This is a genomic window from Endozoicomonas sp. Mp262 (assembly GCF_025643335.1).
Classification (GTDB): domain Bacteria; phylum Pseudomonadota; class Gammaproteobacteria; order Pseudomonadales; family Endozoicomonadaceae; genus Endonucleibacter.
Window position 1 is genome coordinate 4,842,415 of the sequence record NZ_CP092489.1, and the last position, 16,006, is coordinate 4,858,420.

Below are 16,006 nucleotides of genomic sequence, written 5' to 3' on the forward strand. Positions count from 1 at the left end.
TCAGCTCCTCCCTGAATGCTGACTGATTACTTTTTTTAAACGCTTTATCTGCTGACGCTCATGTTCCCATTGATCACCCTCATTCACCAGGAATTCTGCCTTTTTCAAAAAATCTGACGCTTTCTCAAAGTTATTAAATTCAATCAGGCATTGAACCTTGCAAATATGAGCGCGGGGATCTTTTTTATCGATACTTTCCGCTTGCTCAAACACCATGAAAGCCCGGTCAAATTGTTTTAAGGCCATTAAAGTTGCTCCCAGGCCCAGCAGGTAAGTATGGGCATGATGATCCATGAGCGATAGATAGTGAAATAAAGTGAGCGCATCTCCATATCGTCCTGCGCAATAGTGGCTATAGGCAACCCGATAAATGGTATTCATTTTTTCCTGGTTTAATCCACGGAGTTCTTTAAGGCAACCACCACCGGCAAGAAAGGTTAGCTGAGAAGGATAATCCCCGGAATCCGAATGATCAGAAGGCAAGTTTGGCGCCATTCTCACTGTCTCCCTCTATTTTTATCGTCACTTCCTTTTATTATAAGCGTTCTTAAAGCCAGCCCTCATAGATATTAGTCTACGCATATAAAATCTCATTAATTTCAAAAAGTTATCAATTTACTTGAAAAACTGCTAATTACTGTTTTACTAGTTAGCGATGAAATAACAATGTCAATTATTAATAGAAATTAATAGCTATAAAATGCGGCCACCGCTAATAACACAAAATGGAGTCCAATCCTGATGAAACCTGCCGCTTTTCTCGCGATAAGTGTGCTTTTTCCACCATTGATAGCAGTCAAAGACTCTTACGCCGATGCCAACCCCTCTGCATTTGAGCGCCCTGCTTTTGCGGAATATCAGCCTCTTGAAAGCCAGGAGATACTAATCCCCGCTTATTACACGGGGCTTGATGACAACCATCCTATTTGTCAAAAGGATAGGAGTCACAAGCTATGCCTGGCCTTGAGCGCTGAAGAAAATGTTTACAGACCTGATAGTGAAAGAGCATGGAAGGCGGGAATACATTATGACTTCAGTGAAATTATCACGCCTGGGCTAACCCTGGATTACTATTTTCCAAAAGCCGTAGATAATGAATGGATGAGCAAAAAGAAAAATGAGGAAAATCAGAATAAATATAAACACAGTATAAAATTAAGATATGCTTTCCAAACACAAGCATTAAAAGGATTAAGCCTTAAATTTGAATACTCCCAACACTATAGCAATCAAAACACTGACTCTCAAAAAAACAATGATAAAATAATGCCTTATAAAGATAATAATAAGTCGGACATGGGGCTATATATCAATTATACAATTAATGTCTTTTAATTGTTTTTTCAATTACCCTTGCATAATTCCCTGTTTTTAGATAAGAATTAATCAGTACGCCTGTGGGGAGGTTTCAGAGTATGTAAACCCATACTTTTTAAGGATGGAGAAACCGAGGCGACAATTAATAAACAGCAAGGAGCTAAACAAAATGAAGCTTGCACGTTTAAATGCCCTAAGCGCTGCAGTGATGTTAGCCTCAACCGCTTATGCTAACGATTTCATTGATGACGCCAGCCTGGATATCCACCTCAGGAATTATTACAAACATGACCTGAAAGATGATAAAGGTGTCAATGATAATAAGTCACAAATTGCCTGGACACAGGCAGTACGTATCAATCTGAGTTCTGGCTATTATGCCAACCTTGTGGGTGTTGACCTGGGTGTCCATCATGCCCTGAAACTCAGAGGTACAGATGGACGGGGGGATACCGGTCTCCTTTTGGAAACCACAAATAGTGATGGAAAAGAATATGTGGGTTACGGCAAAACATCCTATGCCATTAAGTTCAACCTAATGGATATGGGGGTTGCAAAATACGGTCGTATGTATATGGATACTCCATTGCTGAGCGACTCGGATTCCCGGTCATTACCCAGCCTCACCGAAGGGTTTTATGCAGAAGGCGCCTTTGGGGCTGCCAGTGTTTACGGCATTATTGCTTTAAAAGAAAACCCCAAGGGTCAGTCTGGCTTTGATAACTATGGCTATGTCAAGGGCAATGATAAGGATAAGCAGTCCGTCCAGATCATTGGTGGCGGCTATGATTTTGGCCATGGCTTCTATGCCAACCTGGCCTATGGACAACAGAAGGAAATTGCCAAAAAGTACTTTGCAGATCTCAACTATTCCACCGAACTTGAGGGGGTCGGGGTTGATGTGGGCATCCAGTATGGCAAAAATTCAATCAGTGGCAAGTCCAAAGACGATATAGACAAAAATGTCGCCAAGTCGGACACCAACCAATATGCCTGGGGAGCCAAGGCAATAGCTACCTATGGAGCAGCTTCCATTGGGGTGACCTATACCGATGTCGAAAAGACCGATATTGGCAGTTACCAATTTGAGTGGGGCATGACAGAAATGTCAGATGGAGATCAGGTCATGGACTCCAGCGGCTATTTTGGCTACAACGCTCTACAATACAGTGATTTTAACAAGAGTGGGCAAAAAGCCTGGGGTATTAATGCCAGTTATGACTTCGATGCACTGGTAGAGGGACTCAGTGTCTACGGTGCCTATGTAAGCGGCAAGGTTAATGAAAAAGGCAATGTGGGCAGTGATGACCCCGACAGCTGGACAGAAAAAGAGTACAACCTGGGCGTATCCTATGCCGTTCCCATGGTGGAAGGCCTTTCCGCCCATGTCCAGTATGCCCACAACACTCAGGAAGACAAAGGCACCCCGAAAAATAACCAAAAGAAAGATGTTGTCACTACAGACACCCGGGTTATCATCAAGTATGACTTGGCTGTTTTCTAGGCAATAGCCATAACATACCTGTCTTCCAAGACTTTCTTTCGAAACAACCATGGCTTACCCCTGATAAGGGTAAGCCTTTTTAATTCAAAAATTTTAAATATCAGCTATTTATTTCACGTTAATAAAAAAATTAAATGACATGCCATAATATCCAAATCTGTTAAAAACAGTTAGCACAAAAAATAAAGGAGGCATAAGCCTCCTTTATTAATTAGTGATCACTGCCCCGATATTAAGAAACAGCAAATTCCTTAAGCTTCTTAAGAGGCCTTACTTTCACCTGGACAGTAGCAGGCTTGGCCGCCACATCCATCAACTCACCTGGCTTGAAAGGATTAGGCACACCTTTACGGGCCTTTTGAGCGGGCTTTTTCTTGGTGACTATTTTCAATAGCCCCGGCAATACAAACTCGCCACATCCACGCTTCTTTACATGCCGCTCGATAATATCACCCAGCTGCTCCATCACCGCATTCACTTCCTTACGACTAAGGCCAGTATTCTCTGCGATTTCTGCCAGCATTTGAGTCTTATTATATCTTTCCTTAATGACGGATGACTTTTTAGCTGCCATGCTACTCTCCTGATGAATTTCCATTTTTTCTAGGATGTGTAATTCAGTTAATTAACCAAATTACGATCTGCCACTACACCAGGCTGATTTAGGCACCTCTCTGTAAACACCACAGAACCCACTGCAGCAAGTTAAAGAATACATACCCTGTTAAGTTTATGCTCTTTACACCTATAACTTAAACAGCACAGATCCGAGGCACATAGGAACACTATAATATCAGCATTTTTATACGTCGAGCATTTTTTTACTGCTTTTCAAAAGGTTTTTTTGGTATACGACAAAAATATTATCTAAATCCATATAGCCCATCGATTATATATACTGCTTATACCGAATAAAAGTATTTTCATCGGCTATTTTCTTGTACTAAAAAATCAGCAATAACTATATTTCAGATTCACGATAACAGCGTGGTCATCCATATAACAAGCATTACTCATCACAATGGTTTGAGCTCTCAGCCAGATAGAGTTACATTAAAACAGGAAAAGACATTGTATTTAGCGCAGCAGCCAATGCTTGTTTATCCCATGACAGTGATATCAATACACTGCATGCTATAGTTGACTGCTTCGCATCAATCTTCTTCATGAGAGTTTACATAATAACGAAAGGGACCATGTCTTGAAGCACTTGAAATTCATTCATGCCCTAATGGGCATATTATCACTGGCATTATTTGTGATCTTATCAACTGTTCCAGCAGTTGACTTGCCCGTGGGAGAACTACAACTACCTGAAGGCAAGCATGTCTATATCGCATTGCTATCCGCTGCGATTGGCAACCTGTTTTTGGGATGTTATATCACCATCCGCGCCAAACCGAAGCAGTTTATACAATGGATCGCATCCTTTTTAACCCTGCTCAGTGTATTTAGTGCGGTCAATGCCCTGCTTTACCCCCATATCCGGCTATCCGGGCTGCCACTGGAGCAGATAACACAGTTTTTGATTGTACTGGGCGCAACCCTGCACCTGATCATCAACCTGGATGCATTAAATCCTTATAACCATCCAGTAGCTACGGATGACCACAGGGAAACCGGCACCGTTAAATGGTTCAATATTACTAAAGGCTTTGGCTTTATCACCCGTGACCGGGGGGACGATGTCTTTGTACACTACCGGGCGATCCGGGGTGAAGGACACAGAACCCTGACAGAAGGGCAAAGAGTGGATTTTGTGGTGGTCAAGAACAACAAGGGGCTACAGGCAGAAGATGTTATTGCGGCAGCCAGAGGTCGGTAATAACCAGAAAAAAACGGGGATGGAGAATAGCTATACGTCTATTCTCCACTAATCCACTCAATAGTGTGGCGGCACTTCATTGGCCGGAGCCTCAACTTTGGAATTATCCAATACAGCTCGATACAGCGCTTTCAATTTTTCCATTTCCTCCCGCAGCTGAATAATATCCAGCTGCTGCCGGGTCACCACATCATTCAGCTGGGCAATGGTATCTTCCTGAAAGCTTAGTTGTGTTTGCAGGTCAATTAACACATCATCCATAATGCCGCCCCTTATCATTCAATGGCTGAAATGATTCACCCAGTAAAGGCACTAATCGAACCATGACCTCATTAACTTCATTCTGTCCATAAGGCTGTGCAGGAAATCGCCCCCAAACAGGCCCGGGCCAGGCCTTATCACTGCTATAGCGAACTATATGATGGACATGAAGTTGCCGCACTGCATTACCCAACGCCGCCACATTCATTTTTTCACCCGCAAAGTGTTCCTTGAGGGCACGAGCCAATCCTGAAGACTCTTGCATAAACTGTTGCTGCTGCTCCCCGGTTAAGTCATGCAGCTCTTCCATACCCGCAATCCTTGGAACCAGGATAAACCAGGGATAGTTAGTATCATTGAGCAGCAATAACCGGCACAGAGGAAAATCGCCCATAATAAAACAGTCCTGAACCAGCTGCTGATCCAGCTCGAATAATGGATCCATACTTCATCCCGAAAAATAAATCGCTACTATAGCAGCTATTCCCGTGACATCAATTAAATCACTGCAACAGCAAGGCTTACAGTAAATTCCAAATGGAGTGATTTCGCACAAAATAACGTCTACTTTTGATAGGGATACTTTATCAATGGCTGTCTCTCATGGCTTATCCATTCCAAAAAAGTCGTAAGCATCTTTGTGCAAACAGTTTAATTACTACGATTTCTGAAAGTTATGAGCAAATTCCAGATGTCCGACCAAACAAGGATTCCAGAAAAATAACAATACATGATGCCTCCATGTCCGCTTTTGCCATGATGCATCTCAAGTACCCATCGCTCCTCTCGTTTGAGCGTGATAAAACAGAGCAAGAAGTAAGGCATAACCTTGAGCACCTGTATCAGATAAAAAAACGTGCTCCCTGTGATACCAGTATGCGGGAAATCCTGGATCCAATAGATCCCGTAGAGTTCAAAAAGCCTTTTAAGACATTGCTGTCTAACGTCCAAAGGGGCGGATTACTGAAGGCATTCGAATTTCACTGCGGGAACTTGAAAAATCACTACTTGCTCCCGATCGATGGAACTGGGCTATTTTACTCCTGCAATAATAAAAAACCTTGTCAGGAGTGCTGTACTAAAAATAAGGGAAAGGCCAACGAAGCTCACTACCACCAGTTAATGGCAGCATGCATTGCTCACCCGGATCAAAAAACAGTCTTGCCATTGGCACCGGAAGCCATAGTTTGCCAGGACGGTTCGACCAAAAATGACTGTGAAAAAAATGCCATTAAACGGTTGTTTGCCACCATACGAGAGCATCACCCACGTCTAAAGTTCGTTATTCTTCTGGACAGTCTTTATGCTGACAACCCCACTGTCCAACTGATTAAGAGTTATGGCTGGCATTACATCATTGTCGCGAAAGATGGCAACCATGCCTCGCTGGTTGAAGCGATGGATGAGCTGGATAAAGAAGGAAAAGTTCACCGTGCTGAAAAAGTTAATGAAGAGACTGGAATTAAGTGGTGGTTTCGCTATGCCAATGACGTCAGGCTGAACAAGGCAAAATATGCAGAACAGGTTAATGTGCTTGATTTTGTCGAAACCGATAAAAAAGGTAAACAGCATATCTGGTGCTGGGTGACTGATATTCCGCTTAACGAAGAAACCATAGAACCCGTCATGAAAGGAGGGCGCTGCCGATGGCATATTGAGAACCAGACGTTTAACACCCTGAAAAATCAAGGCTACGATCTCGAACATAACTACGGTCACGGTGAGAAGCACTTAGCCACAAATCTGGCCTATCTGACGATGCTTGCTTTTCTCGTAGATCAAATACAGGAACTGTGCTGTCCCCAGTTTCAGGAAGCTTTAAGAACCCGCTCAAAAGGAGTCCGTATAGCATTATGGAAATGGATACAGGGCTATTTTTTGCATTGGCTGATAAAAACGTGGGAGGGGCTTTTTTACACAGTAACTCATGGTATTGAAGAGAAAAGGGTGATTCCATTCGATACATCATAACCGGCCATATCGTAGCTACGTTCAGGGGTGACATTTTTTCTTTAAAGCTCCGCTTTGTTAATTGGCGGCTCAGTTTTGATCGGCTTCATTATTTTTGCTGCCTTATTGTCAATACCAACGATCATCGACGTTCATCATGCGGGAATAGCTGCTACTATAGCTGAGCCAACTCACTACCGCACCATTACTAAGGTGAAAAAAAAACAGCGACCCCTTAAAATGCCTGTTTGTTTTTGATTGGATACCGGTTAGAACACACATGCGAACCAGTCAGTATTTGATTCCTACCTTAAAGGAAACCCCTTCCGATGCCGTGGTTGTCAGCCACCAGCTGATGCTGCGCGCCGGAATGATCCGCAAACTGGCCTCCGGCCTCTACACCTGGCTGCCAATGGGCCTGAAGGTTCTGAAGAAAGTCGAGCAAATTGTTCGTGAAGAGATGAACCGCGCCGGCGCCCTGGAAACCCTTATGCCGGCAGTACAACCGGCCGAGCTCTGGCAGGAAAGCGGTCGCTGGGAACAATACGGACCGGAGCTGCTCCGCCTGAAAGACCGCCATCACCGGGACTTTGTCATTGGACCTACCCATGAAGAAGTCATCACGGACCTGATGCGTAATGAGCTAAAAAGCTATAAGCAACTGCCCATCAACCTGTATCAGGTGCAAACCAAATTCCGTGATGAAATCCGCCCTCGCTTTGGTCTCATGCGTGGCCGTGAGTTCCTGATGAAAGACGGCTACTCCTTTCATGCCAATACTGACTGCCTGAAGCAGGAATTCCAGAATATGCATGAAACCTACTGCCGGATCTTTGAGCGGCTGGGCCTGGATTACCGTGCTGTGGAAGCAGACAGTGGCTCCATTGGCGGCACAGGTTCCAGGGAATTCCATGTACTGGCCAAATCCGGGGAAGATGCCATCGTCTTCAGCGATGGCAGTGATTATGCCGCCAATATTGAAAAAGCCGAGGCACTGGCTCCCACCGAAGAGCGGGCAGCCCCTGCCCAGGAAATGGCGCTGGTTGATACCCCTGACGCCAAAACCATTGAGCAGTTGGTCAGCCAGTTTGACCTGCCTATTGAAAAGACCGTTAAAACCCTGATTGTTGCAGCCGCTGAAGAAGCAGAAAGCGACTATATTGCCCTGCTGGTTCGTGGTGATCACGAACTCAATGAAATTAAAGCGGAAAACCTGCCCGATGTGGCATCCCCCCTGCGATTTGCCACAGAAGAGGAAATTTGCAACATCATGGGGGCTGGCCCAGGCTCCTTAGGCCCCGTTAACAGTAAAATCCCCTGCATTGTTGACCGCTCCGTTGCTGTCATGTCTGATTTCAGCGCTGGCGCCAATATTGATGGCAAACACTACTTTGGCATTAACTGGGAGCGTGACTGCCAATTTGACCAGGTGGAAGACCTGCGCAATATCGTTGAAGGCGATCCAAGCCCCTGCGGTAAAGGCAAGCTATTTATCAAGCGGGGCATTGAAGTAGGCCATATCTTCCAGCTGGGCACCAAGTACAGTGAAGCCATGAATGCCACTGTCCTGAATGAAAATGGCAAAGCCGTTACCCTGGCCATGGGCTGCTATGGCATTGGCGTATCCAGGACAGTAGCCGCAGCCATTGAACAAAACCACGATGATCGCGGTATTATCTGGCCCGATGCCATTGCACCCTTCCAGATTGCCCTGGTGCCTCTGAAAATGGAAAAATCGGAAGCTGTCCGTGAAGCGGCCGAAAAACTCTACAAAGAGCTGACTGAAGCCGGTTATGAAGTGCTTATGGATGACCGCAAGGCTAGCCCTGGCGTAAAATTTGCCGATATGGAACTGGTTGGCATTCCCCATCGTGTGGTTCTTAGCGACCGTGGACTGGCCAATGGCATGGTGGAATACAAGCACCGCACCGCCACAGACAAGGAAGATATTGCCCTGGATGATATCCTTCAACTGCTTAAGGAAAAGGCAGTACGCTAACCCCCTGAACCTGGCAGTAGCATGGATCATGCTACTGCTCTTTCTTTTTATTTATCCTTCCCCCACCCCGGGGCAGCAACCTGACAGAAAACTCCATAACCTGCTCAAACAGGCTGCCAGGGAAATTTCCAGCTTTGGCGACCCCTTTGATGCTGAAGTCTGGCTAACGGACATGTCTGGACGAATGGAGCCGTTTATAAAAAATCCGGAACAACGCATTACCTTACTAAAAAAAATTCATCAGGAAGCCAGGCGAAATCAATTACCTCCAGAGCTGGTTCTTGCTGTCATTCAAACGGAGTCAGCCTTTGATCGCTTTGCGGTATCTTCTGCCGGAGCCCAGGGACTGATGCAGGTCATGCCTTTCTGGAAAAATGAAATTGGTCACCCCCGGGATAATCTCACCGTTACTGAAACCAATCTCCGCTATGGCTGCCAGATTTTAGGTGATTACCTGAAGAAAGAAAAAGGCAACCTGACCCGTGCCCTGGCACGATATAATGGCAGTATCGGCCAGTACTGGTATCCCGAACGGGTATATAGCAACCTGGAAAAGTACTGGACTACCCCACAGTAAAATCAAACATTTCCTGCAAAGGCACATCAACCACACTAACAGCGGTTACCTTGGCCATCCGCGGCCCCTGATGTAACCATTTCTCAAGTTCGGCCAACGGCTCAGGTTCACCGCACATGAGGACTTCAACCCCACCATCAGGCAAATTTTTTGCCCACCCGGTAATCCCCAGAGTCATGGCCTGCTGCCGGGTTGCCCCCCTGAACCAAACGCCTTGAACGCACCCTTTCACCAGGGCACGTCTGCATTGTTTAGCCACCTGCTTTTACCTTTTGCTGCTGTTCACTGATATACCCCTTAATACTTTCACCGGTCTGCGGTCCATAAAGCGTATCAACCAGCTTGCCTTCCGGATTAATAATATAGGTTGCGGGCAAAACCTGAGGGGATTTTACACCGAGCAGAGGTAACGGATTTTCCTCTATAACAGGAAAAGCAATAGCCATGGACTTCACTTTGTCTTTAAGCGGCTGCCCCTTCTCTTCATCAAAGTCATAGCCAACCACTCTAATTTCACCTTTACCGGACAGACTGTTGAGGTGGGGTATTTCCTCCCGGCAGGGATCACACCATTCTGCCCATATATTCAGGGCAAGCCATCGCCCCTGGCTGTCCTTCAGGTTGATTTTCTGGCCATCAATCGCATTGAAATCCGGCTTCTGGCAGCCTGCAATAATTATGAAGAGAAAAGCAACCCATCCCCCCCTGAAGAAACGCATCTGCCTCATAGCCTGGATTCCTGTCTTTAACTTGAATTCAATGGTTAACGTCGACACCCGTCCAGCATACGAATATAGTTCATTCGCTCAAAGACTTCAGGATTACTGACGGACTGCTGACTCATAACCCCCTGCATTTCCCTGATGGACTCAAAACCCCGGCGCTCCATCCAGCTCTCCAGTCCATTCAGAAGCGTTGTCAAATAACCTGCTCCATTTTTAATCAATGCAGAGGCCAGCATCACCACATCAGCTCCAGCCAGTAGATACTTGACAATATCTTCGTGATCGTGAGCCCCGGTGGTCGCCGCTAAGGAGGCCTTGATCTTGCCATGAAGCACAGCCATCCATCTCAGTGGCACTCTAATTTCACCGGAATGGCTCACAGGCCAGTGGGATTCAACCTCCAGGGTCTGCAGATTAAAATCCGGCTGCAACATACGGTTAAACAGCACCAGTGCATCAACACCCACTTCATCAAACTGCCGGGCCATATTGCCAAAAGCGCTGAAATAGGGATCCACTTTCATGGCTATGGGTATCTTGACAGCCTGCTTAACACCCCGGGCAATCTCCAGGTAAAGCGCCTCAACATCCCTGCCAGAAATATCCAGACTGGGTGGGTTATAGTAAACATGAAGCTCTATCCCTTGAGCTCCCGCTTCTTCTACCTGCCTTGCGTAGTCTATCCAACTACCAGCTTTACAGCCATTCAGGCTGGCAATCACTGGAATATCAACAACAGAACGTGCTTTTTGAATCATTTCCAGATAGCGTACAGAACCGGAATGGAAACTATCTCCCCCTGGCATAAACGACAGAGACCCAGCAAAGGCGTCATCCCGACTAAGGGATATCATCTCCTCCAGCTCCTGTTCATGCTGCAGCTGCTCCTCAAACAGGGAGTACAATACCACTGCGGAAGCTCCTGAGTCTTCCAGCCTTCTAATACTATTCACAGTAGACGACAGCGGACTTGCTGCTGCCACTAACGGATTTTTCAACTCCAGCCCCATGTAACGGGTGGTTAAATCCATTGTTTTGTTCTCCCCATAAACACAAAGCCAACGTGATATTGACTCTATTTTATAACTTGATCAGTGAATTGCAGGCTCCCGGGACAGAACCAGGCCAACACTTAAATGGCGTATTTTACCCATAACATAACAATCAGCATAGGCAAGTACCTGAGAAAGTCAGAAACCGGCTGTCACTTTATAAATAATCTGGAAGATCTACTGTGAATTCACTCACATGGCAGTTCTTATATATTGACATTACAACCCTTGATCAATATACAATCAAACTCACCAGAGCCGCCACTGCAAGCAGTTATTTTCCCATCAGTAGCTGTAGGGCATTTCAAAAAAGACAATTGCCAAAAAATGAATGGTGGGTTAGTTATATTTATATTTATTTATAGCCCCCCTACAAATAAAAATATGATATTACCTGTTTTTTTATTTTTATTGTAAGTTATATTCCTGTTGTCAAATAAATCAGGTTTACAGTAATGATTAATATGAAAAAACCAAGCAGTTTCAATACAGTTTGGACAGGAATTGTCTCGTTTATATTTTTTTTATGTACCCACCACGCTATCGCTGCCCCAGCAGAAGACAACCCTTTATTAAAAGATGTGGTTTTAACAAAACACGGTGAACTCACAGCTACTTTTGCTGACAAAAGAGTTGCTATATTCAGATATGAAGACCCTAATAAAAAACAAGATTTTTTCAATGAGATTATTTTCACTAATCTAGAAAATACAGAAATGCTTGGCTTCAGGATCAAGCTTGGAGCAGATGACTTACTATTCCCTGGTCCAGACGCTTATATGGATGCAAGCCAATTACCATCAGATGCAGTTACATATCAACATCTGCCTTCAGCAATATGGAGTATTATGGAAGCATTTGCAAGATCCACAGCGAAAAAACAAAAAGAATTATTTGAAAAATTGGCTTTTAGAAATTTATTAAATCATGAAGAAAGTAGTGAAGAAGAAGACGATGATGATGAAGATGAAGATGATTCAGCGATTAAAAATAAAGAAAGAAAAACAGTTGATCTTGATGATTTAGTTAAAAACGACCTACTTCCTGAATATTTAGTGGAAAAACAAGATAATGAGGAGTATCTAAAACTAGTATCAGTAACAGCCAAAGCAGGAAGTGATGACACTATTGAAATAAAAGCCGATGATAAGCTTTTCCACCAGACGTTCAAAGCCACTAAAGGGCTTCTGGCAGAAAATTATCCTGATGAAGATATAGAGATTAGCACTTTAACAGTTCCAGTCACTACCCCTGAAGAAGAGCAATCTCCTTTTAACTACTTACTTTCAAAGCTTGAAATCGCTCTAGGTTTTAGCCTAACTCCCGAACCTACATTAAATGTAGTCCTTGACCCAAAAAACTATGATTTGTTCAAACAAGACTTACCAACAGGAGTATTTATTCCGATTATCGCCATAATAAATCGCTTACCCGAAGATAAGACTAAAGAACAACTTGAATTATTAACAGTAACTGAAGCTAAACGTTTTGTGAATAAAGTAACTGAATTCCATGAAATAGCCCGAGAGCTGTTACCAACTCGGACAGAAGATGGAGTTTCCCATAAGAAAAAAGACGAAAGTGAAGAAGTAGAAGAAACCCCTCCTAGTAAAAAAACAAAATCATCAAAGGGTCGCTCTTCAAAGAAAATAGTAGCTGCTGAGTAACTCATGGCGCAAGCCTTGGGCTAGTCCGCTAAATTATTTTTGACTAGAATAGGGTAATTCCTAATCACCGGATAGGAACTACCCTATTCACTATTATCAAAGCAAACTAGTACTTCGCCTTTGTGGAGGAAATCCTTCCAAAATTGCAGAAACAGCCCGATTTATTTTTTCAGTTCGTTCTCCAGGCGTTGCCTTATCTATCACCCTTGAACGGGAGCGGCCTCGCCAGGTTAGCTCCCTGCTTTTTGGATCAATAATATCAATCACCAGGCTACCTTCTTCATACTCAGTCACACGGGTTTCAGATCTTAGCCCCATTCCCCAGGTGTTAAAGCCATAGCCCATGGAAGTGGTAATATGCTCTTCGTTTCTGCGGGTTTTGACAGCGGTAAAATAGCTAACCAGAAAGTCAGCCTGACCTGGATTATCAACCATCTTGAAGCCTTTTGCCTTAAGCTCCTGATCCACTGCCTTCCTGACTCTCTTATCCATCAGCCCGTCCAGCTGGTATGCTTTTTCTTCCACCTCTTCACTTTGATCAAGCCAGGCATAGCTCTTCATCCCGGTCAGTATGGCAGAGGTATCATAATCCCAGTCTACATTGGGACCTGCACAACCCGTTACCAATAGAACCAGTAAGAACATTCCCGTCAATTGTATTTTTTGGTATCGCATTTTAGTGGCCCCCTATCAGGAATACCGGATCATGGCTATTCTACTGAATATTTTCTGCGAATAGGGAATTACACAGTCCCCCTTACAAAAGATTTGCAGTACATCAAAAGTCATTGGTACTCTTTCTCCCAGAATAATGATAAGGGTTCCTGCCATGAGCATCACAATTTACCATACCCCCCGTTGCTCCAAGTCTCGTCAGACATTAGCCTTGTTTCAGCAGCACGGAGTTAAACCAAAAGTGGTTCTCTATGTGGTAAAAAATAACAAAGCCTGTATTGGCAGACCCCTTGAGTCAGTACTGGAGATTATTTAACCATGGCCTTGTCGTTAGCAGCCAAGGCTGGTGCAGGTTTCAAACTATGCCTGGGACTTTACCTGAGCCTTATAGTGACACTCCTGATGCAAACAGGACTGGCAGACTTACCGATCTCCACCCGCTTGACACTCATGGTAATACAGGTTGTACCATTATTATTACCTCTTCCGGGGTTGGTTAAAATGCACCCCAGATCATCAGCCTGGCTCTGTTTTATTCTGTGTTTTTACTTTATTGGCGGTGTTCAGAAAGCCTGGATCAGCCCCCAGATCATTTATGGCTGGCTTATAACAGGCTTAAGCTGCGCTTTATTTATAGTAGCCATGATGTTTACCCGCTGGCGGGGGAAGCTGGTCAATCAGATGGATGGTCAATAATACCCATAGCCTATAGGAGCCAGTCAAAAGACATTGGCTCCCCCCTTCAGTACTTCATAGTAAATTCACTTACCTGCTTTCCACTGCCTCTACCCACCCGCTTATATAGCTAATCCTCATCAAAAATGATAATGACTTATTAAAATCATATGAAGTATCACCATCGTTTTCCAAATCCTTAATAAGTTTAATGTGATCCTTAATGGTCTTATTATTTCCTTGCTCTTCATCAAGCCTGCTCTTCATCGTTCTCAACAGATGATTCTTACCCATACCGAACTTCGGTATTTTTTTTACTGCACCTTGATGATCCCTTTTGGTAATTGCTCTATTTGCTGCTAAAGCCAGTCTTTTTTCAACCCTTCTTTCTAATCCATCTTTGAAAGGTTCAAACAAACTCCTTATTATACCATTGACTTTTTCTCCATAAGATAACCATTCTTTTTCCTTATCCACCCTAAGTTTTGAATCTAATGCAATCCGACAATAACTCTGAAGCGATGCACTAAGACTCCTAAGAACCTCCTTAAAAATAGCATATTTTCCATCACAATTATCCTGATCTCCTATTAATCCTATTATTTCAACTGATTCATCTTCATCATCATATTTCCTTTTAGCTCCCTGTTTTTTATCCATAACTGAAGATACCCCAGAAACATCACAGCTACTTACAGATACCACTTTTGTTTCTGGATATAATAAGCCAGACAAAAGAGGATCAAAGTCAGTACCATTACCTGCTGTTTCTTGTTTTCCGAATAAATACTCTATTGACAACAGTGCCAGCTTTTTTGCAATACCACCCTCTTTCTTCAAATACGAAAACCTGGCTTCACTGTAGCTACGTTGAGCATCTCCAAGCATCTCCTTCCGTTTTTTTACAGATGCCTTATAAAAACAATAAGTATTTCCAGGTAAATCACATTCCTCCTGTAGCTGTAATAATGCTGCATATGCAACAGGTTTCTGCGCTATAAAAAATGGATACTGCTTGCCACTTTCCACTACCCCTTCAATAAGATGAAGGGTCAATAAATATTGCATATTACTATTTTCAGGAACCTTCAATTCCATCCAGGATAATGCAGCAGAAATTCCATTACCGGCATGTATATCCAGTTTATGCCATTGAATACTACTACCCGTATCATTTCCTGCTCCTCTCCTCACAGTACCGTTTTCCAAGTAAACATGCTGCTGAAACCTGATAACAAGATAAGCCCCCTGCCCAACATCTAAAAAACCAAAGTCGTCCAATTGATCACCAAAAACCCTTTTTAAACTGTCATATTCTTTGTAGCCAAGATAATAATCAGCATACTTATGAGGATTGATATTTTGACTATCAAATAAAACTACGGAGTTTTCTTCATTCTTTATCCAGCTATTATGCTGATCCTTTGTATCAGCAATATACTCAAAACAAAATATTGTTCCAGGTTTTTCACAACTACTTAGTCGTATGATTAATTCCGGAGAAACAGCAAGCACACTGCCAACTGGCAGTATTAATAAAATAAATATAAATAATAATTTTTTTAGAATAAATGGTATAAAAATCACTTTCATGATGCATCATCCAGTTAAAAGTGCCGGATTGATATACAGGCTTATTACACTCTTTAGAAGCTCCTTAAAGCCCGATATCTATAAGACGGATCACAAGAAAAAGGTGAAAATTTGATTGTGAAAAGATCAGCACTATTTAATAAACAAAAGCCGGTTTTCAAACTAATAGACTATGGCTCTATTGAA

18 protein-coding genes are annotated in these 16,006 nt (G+C 43.5%); 9 read left to right on the forward strand and 9 right to left on the reverse strand.

The window, feature by feature from the left end:
- Window positions 1–495 (reverse strand): SycD/LcrH family type III secretion system chaperone, encoded by a 495-nt coding sequence (locus MJ595_RS21610; RefSeq protein WP_263080203.1) that lies wholly within the window; start codon window positions 493–495, stop codon window positions 1–3.
- Window positions 496–741: 246 nt separating this feature from the next.
- Between MJ595_RS21610 and MJ595_RS21615 the strand changes: the two genes are divergently transcribed.
- Together MJ595_RS21615 and MJ595_RS21620 are read left to right on the forward strand one after the other, a co-directional pair.
- Entirely contained in the window at window positions 742–1,335 is a 594-nt protein-coding gene (locus MJ595_RS21615) for an OprD family porin (RefSeq protein ID WP_263080204.1), read from the forward strand.
- Window positions 1,336–1,486: 151 nt separating this feature from the next.
- Window positions 1,487–2,821, forward strand: a complete 1,335-nt coding sequence (locus tag MJ595_RS21620; RefSeq protein ID WP_263080205.1) for an OprD family porin — start codon at window positions 1,487–1,489, stop codon at window positions 2,819–2,821.
- A gap of 232 nt (window positions 2,822–3,053) precedes the next feature.
- On the opposite strand, the gene MJ595_RS21625 is transcribed toward MJ595_RS21620, so the two are convergent.
- On the reverse strand, window positions 3,054–3,395 hold the full coding sequence (locus tag MJ595_RS21625; RefSeq protein ID WP_263080206.1) for an HU family DNA-binding protein: 342 nt from the start codon (window positions 3,393–3,395) through the stop codon (window positions 3,054–3,056).
- Between the two features lie 990 nt (window positions 3,396–4,385).
- Here MJ595_RS21625 and MJ595_RS21630 point away from each other — a divergent pair.
- Window positions 4,386–4,646 carry a cold-shock protein gene (locus MJ595_RS21630; RefSeq protein ID WP_263322559.1) on the forward strand — a complete coding sequence of 87 codons (261 nt, stop codon included), beginning with the start codon at window positions 4,386–4,388 and terminating at the stop codon, window positions 4,644–4,646.
- A 57-nt stretch (window positions 4,647–4,703) separates the two neighbouring features.
- Here MJ595_RS21630 and MJ595_RS21635 read toward each other — a convergent pair whose 3' ends face one another.
- Both MJ595_RS21635 and MJ595_RS21640 read right to left on the reverse strand, forming a co-directional pair.
- The gene (locus MJ595_RS21635) at window positions 4,704–4,907 is read right to left on the reverse strand and encodes a SlyX family protein (RefSeq protein ID WP_263080207.1); all 204 of its coding nucleotides are present in this window, start codon (window positions 4,905–4,907) and stop codon (window positions 4,704–4,706) included.
- Window positions 4,900–5,352 carry an HIT domain-containing protein gene (locus MJ595_RS21640; protein WP_263080208.1) on the reverse strand — a complete coding sequence of 151 codons (453 nt, stop codon included), beginning with the start codon at window positions 5,350–5,352 and terminating at the stop codon, window positions 4,900–4,902. Before MJ595_RS21640 ends, MJ595_RS21635 begins: the two co-directional genes overlap by 8 nt.
- A 158-nt stretch (window positions 5,353–5,510) precedes the next feature.
- Between MJ595_RS21640 and MJ595_RS21645 the strand changes: the two genes are divergently transcribed.
- The 3 genes from MJ595_RS21645 to MJ595_RS21655 all read left to right on the forward strand — a co-directional run bounded on the left by MJ595_RS21645 (window position 5,511) and on the right by MJ595_RS21655 (window position 9,433).
- Window positions 5,511–6,878: a transposase gene (locus MJ595_RS21645; protein WP_263078002.1), complete on the forward strand. Its 1,368-nt coding sequence runs from the start codon at window positions 5,511–5,513 to the stop codon at window positions 6,876–6,878.
- A gap of 259 nt (window positions 6,879–7,137) precedes the next feature.
- Window positions 7,138–8,856: a proline--tRNA ligase gene (locus MJ595_RS21650; RefSeq protein ID WP_263080209.1), complete on the forward strand. Its 1,719-nt coding sequence runs from the start codon at window positions 7,138–7,140 to the stop codon at window positions 8,854–8,856.
- Window positions 8,816–9,433 carry a lytic transglycosylase domain-containing protein gene (locus MJ595_RS21655; RefSeq protein WP_263080210.1) on the forward strand — a complete coding sequence of 206 codons (618 nt, stop codon included), beginning with the start codon at window positions 8,816–8,818 and terminating at the stop codon, window positions 9,431–9,433. The genes MJ595_RS21650 and MJ595_RS21655 overlap by 41 nt, the downstream gene beginning before the upstream one ends.
- On the opposite strand, the gene MJ595_RS21660 is transcribed toward MJ595_RS21655, so the two are convergent.
- The 3 genes from MJ595_RS21660 to MJ595_RS21670 are packed head-to-tail and all read right to left on the reverse strand — an operon-like array spanning window position 9,420 to window position 11,189.
- Entirely contained in the window at window positions 9,420–9,692 is a 273-nt protein-coding gene (locus MJ595_RS21660; protein ID WP_263080211.1) for an acylphosphatase, read from the reverse strand. The genes MJ595_RS21655 and MJ595_RS21660 overlap by 14 nt on opposite strands.
- Window positions 9,685–10,161, reverse strand: coding sequence for a TlpA family protein disulfide reductase (locus MJ595_RS21665; protein ID WP_263080212.1), 477 nt, complete (start codon window positions 10,159–10,161; stop codon window positions 9,685–9,687). The genes MJ595_RS21660 and MJ595_RS21665 overlap by 8 nt, the downstream gene beginning before the upstream one ends.
- A gap of 35 nt (window positions 10,162–10,196) precedes the next feature.
- Entirely contained in the window at window positions 10,197–11,189 is a 993-nt protein-coding gene (locus tag MJ595_RS21670) for a dihydroorotate dehydrogenase-like protein (RefSeq protein WP_263080214.1), read from the reverse strand.
- Between the two features lie 476 nt (window positions 11,190–11,665).
- Here MJ595_RS21670 and MJ595_RS21675 point away from each other — a divergent pair, with 476 nt between their 5' ends.
- Window positions 11,666–12,877, forward strand: a complete 1,212-nt coding sequence (locus MJ595_RS21675) for a hypothetical protein (protein ID WP_263080215.1) — start codon at window positions 11,666–11,668, stop codon at window positions 12,875–12,877.
- 96 nt (window positions 12,878–12,973) lie between these two features.
- On the opposite strand, the gene MJ595_RS21680 is transcribed toward MJ595_RS21675, so the two are convergent.
- Complete coding sequence (locus tag MJ595_RS21680; RefSeq protein WP_263080216.1) at window positions 12,974–13,552, reverse strand: DUF4136 domain-containing protein; 579 nt, start codon at window positions 13,550–13,552, stop codon at window positions 12,974–12,976.
- 154 nt (window positions 13,553–13,706) lie between these two features.
- On the opposite strand from MJ595_RS21680, the gene MJ595_RS21685 reads away from it, so the two are divergent.
- Complete coding sequence (locus MJ595_RS21685) at window positions 13,707–13,868, forward strand: hypothetical protein (RefSeq protein WP_263080217.1); 162 nt, start codon at window positions 13,707–13,709, stop codon at window positions 13,866–13,868.
- Between the two features lie 2 nt (window positions 13,869–13,870).
- Entirely contained in the window at window positions 13,871–14,248 is a 378-nt protein-coding gene (locus MJ595_RS21690; RefSeq protein WP_263080219.1) for a DUF2069 domain-containing protein, read from the forward strand.
- 69 nt (window positions 14,249–14,317) lie between these two features.
- Here the strand turns inward: MJ595_RS21690 and MJ595_RS21695 are convergent, their stop codons facing one another.
- Window positions 14,318–15,820, reverse strand: a complete 1,503-nt coding sequence (locus MJ595_RS21695; RefSeq protein WP_263080220.1) for a hypothetical protein — start codon at window positions 15,818–15,820, stop codon at window positions 14,318–14,320.
- Window positions 15,821–16,006 lie beyond the last annotated feature (186 nt).

Excerpts from the sequence above, each read along its gene's own strand:
- MJ595_RS21610 (WP_263080203.1), bottom strand. The coding sequence starts at position 495 with ATGGCGCCAAACTTGCCTTCTGATCATTCGGATTCCGGGGATTATCCT.
- MJ595_RS21615 (WP_263080204.1), top strand. The coding sequence starts at position 742 with ATGAAACCTGCCGCTTTTCTCGCGATAAGTGTGCTTTTTCCACCATTG.
- MJ595_RS21620 (WP_263080205.1), top strand. The coding sequence starts at position 1,487 with ATGAAGCTTGCACGTTTAAATGCCCTAAGCGCTGCAGTGATGTTAGCC.
- MJ595_RS21625 (WP_263080206.1), bottom strand. The coding sequence starts at position 3,395 with ATGGCAGCTAAAAAGTCATCCGTCATTAAGGAAAGATATAATAAGACT.
- MJ595_RS21635 (WP_263080207.1), bottom strand. The coding sequence starts at position 4,907 with ATGGATGATGTGTTAATTGACCTGCAAACACAACTAAGCTTTCAGGAA.
- MJ595_RS21640 (WP_263080208.1), bottom strand. The coding sequence starts at position 5,352 with ATGGATCCATTATTCGAGCTGGATCAGCAGCTGGTTCAGGACTGTTTT.
- MJ595_RS21645 (WP_263078002.1), top strand. The coding sequence starts at position 5,511 with ATGGCTTATCCATTCCAAAAAAGTCGTAAGCATCTTTGTGCAAACAGT.
- MJ595_RS21650 (WP_263080209.1), top strand. The coding sequence starts at position 7,138 with ATGCGAACCAGTCAGTATTTGATTCCTACCTTAAAGGAAACCCCTTCC.
- MJ595_RS21655 (WP_263080210.1), top strand. The coding sequence starts at position 8,816 with ATGATATCCTTCAACTGCTTAAGGAAAAGGCAGTACGCTAACCCCCTG.
- MJ595_RS21665 (WP_263080212.1), bottom strand. The coding sequence starts at position 10,161 with ATGAGGCAGATGCGTTTCTTCAGGGGGGGATGGGTTGCTTTTCTCTTC.
- MJ595_RS21670 (WP_263080214.1), bottom strand. The coding sequence starts at position 11,189 with ATGGATTTAACCACCCGTTACATGGGGCTGGAGTTGAAAAATCCGTTA.
- MJ595_RS21675 (WP_263080215.1), top strand. The coding sequence starts at position 11,666 with ATGATTAATATGAAAAAACCAAGCAGTTTCAATACAGTTTGGACAGGA.
- MJ595_RS21680 (WP_263080216.1), bottom strand. The coding sequence starts at position 13,552 with ATGCGATACCAAAAAATACAATTGACGGGAATGTTCTTACTGGTTCTA.
- MJ595_RS21685 (WP_263080217.1), top strand. The coding sequence starts at position 13,707 with ATGAGCATCACAATTTACCATACCCCCCGTTGCTCCAAGTCTCGTCAG.
- MJ595_RS21690 (WP_263080219.1), top strand. The coding sequence starts at position 13,871 with ATGGCCTTGTCGTTAGCAGCCAAGGCTGGTGCAGGTTTCAAACTATGC.
- MJ595_RS21695 (WP_263080220.1), bottom strand. The coding sequence starts at position 15,820 with ATGAAAGTGATTTTTATACCATTTATTCTAAAAAAATTATTATTTATA.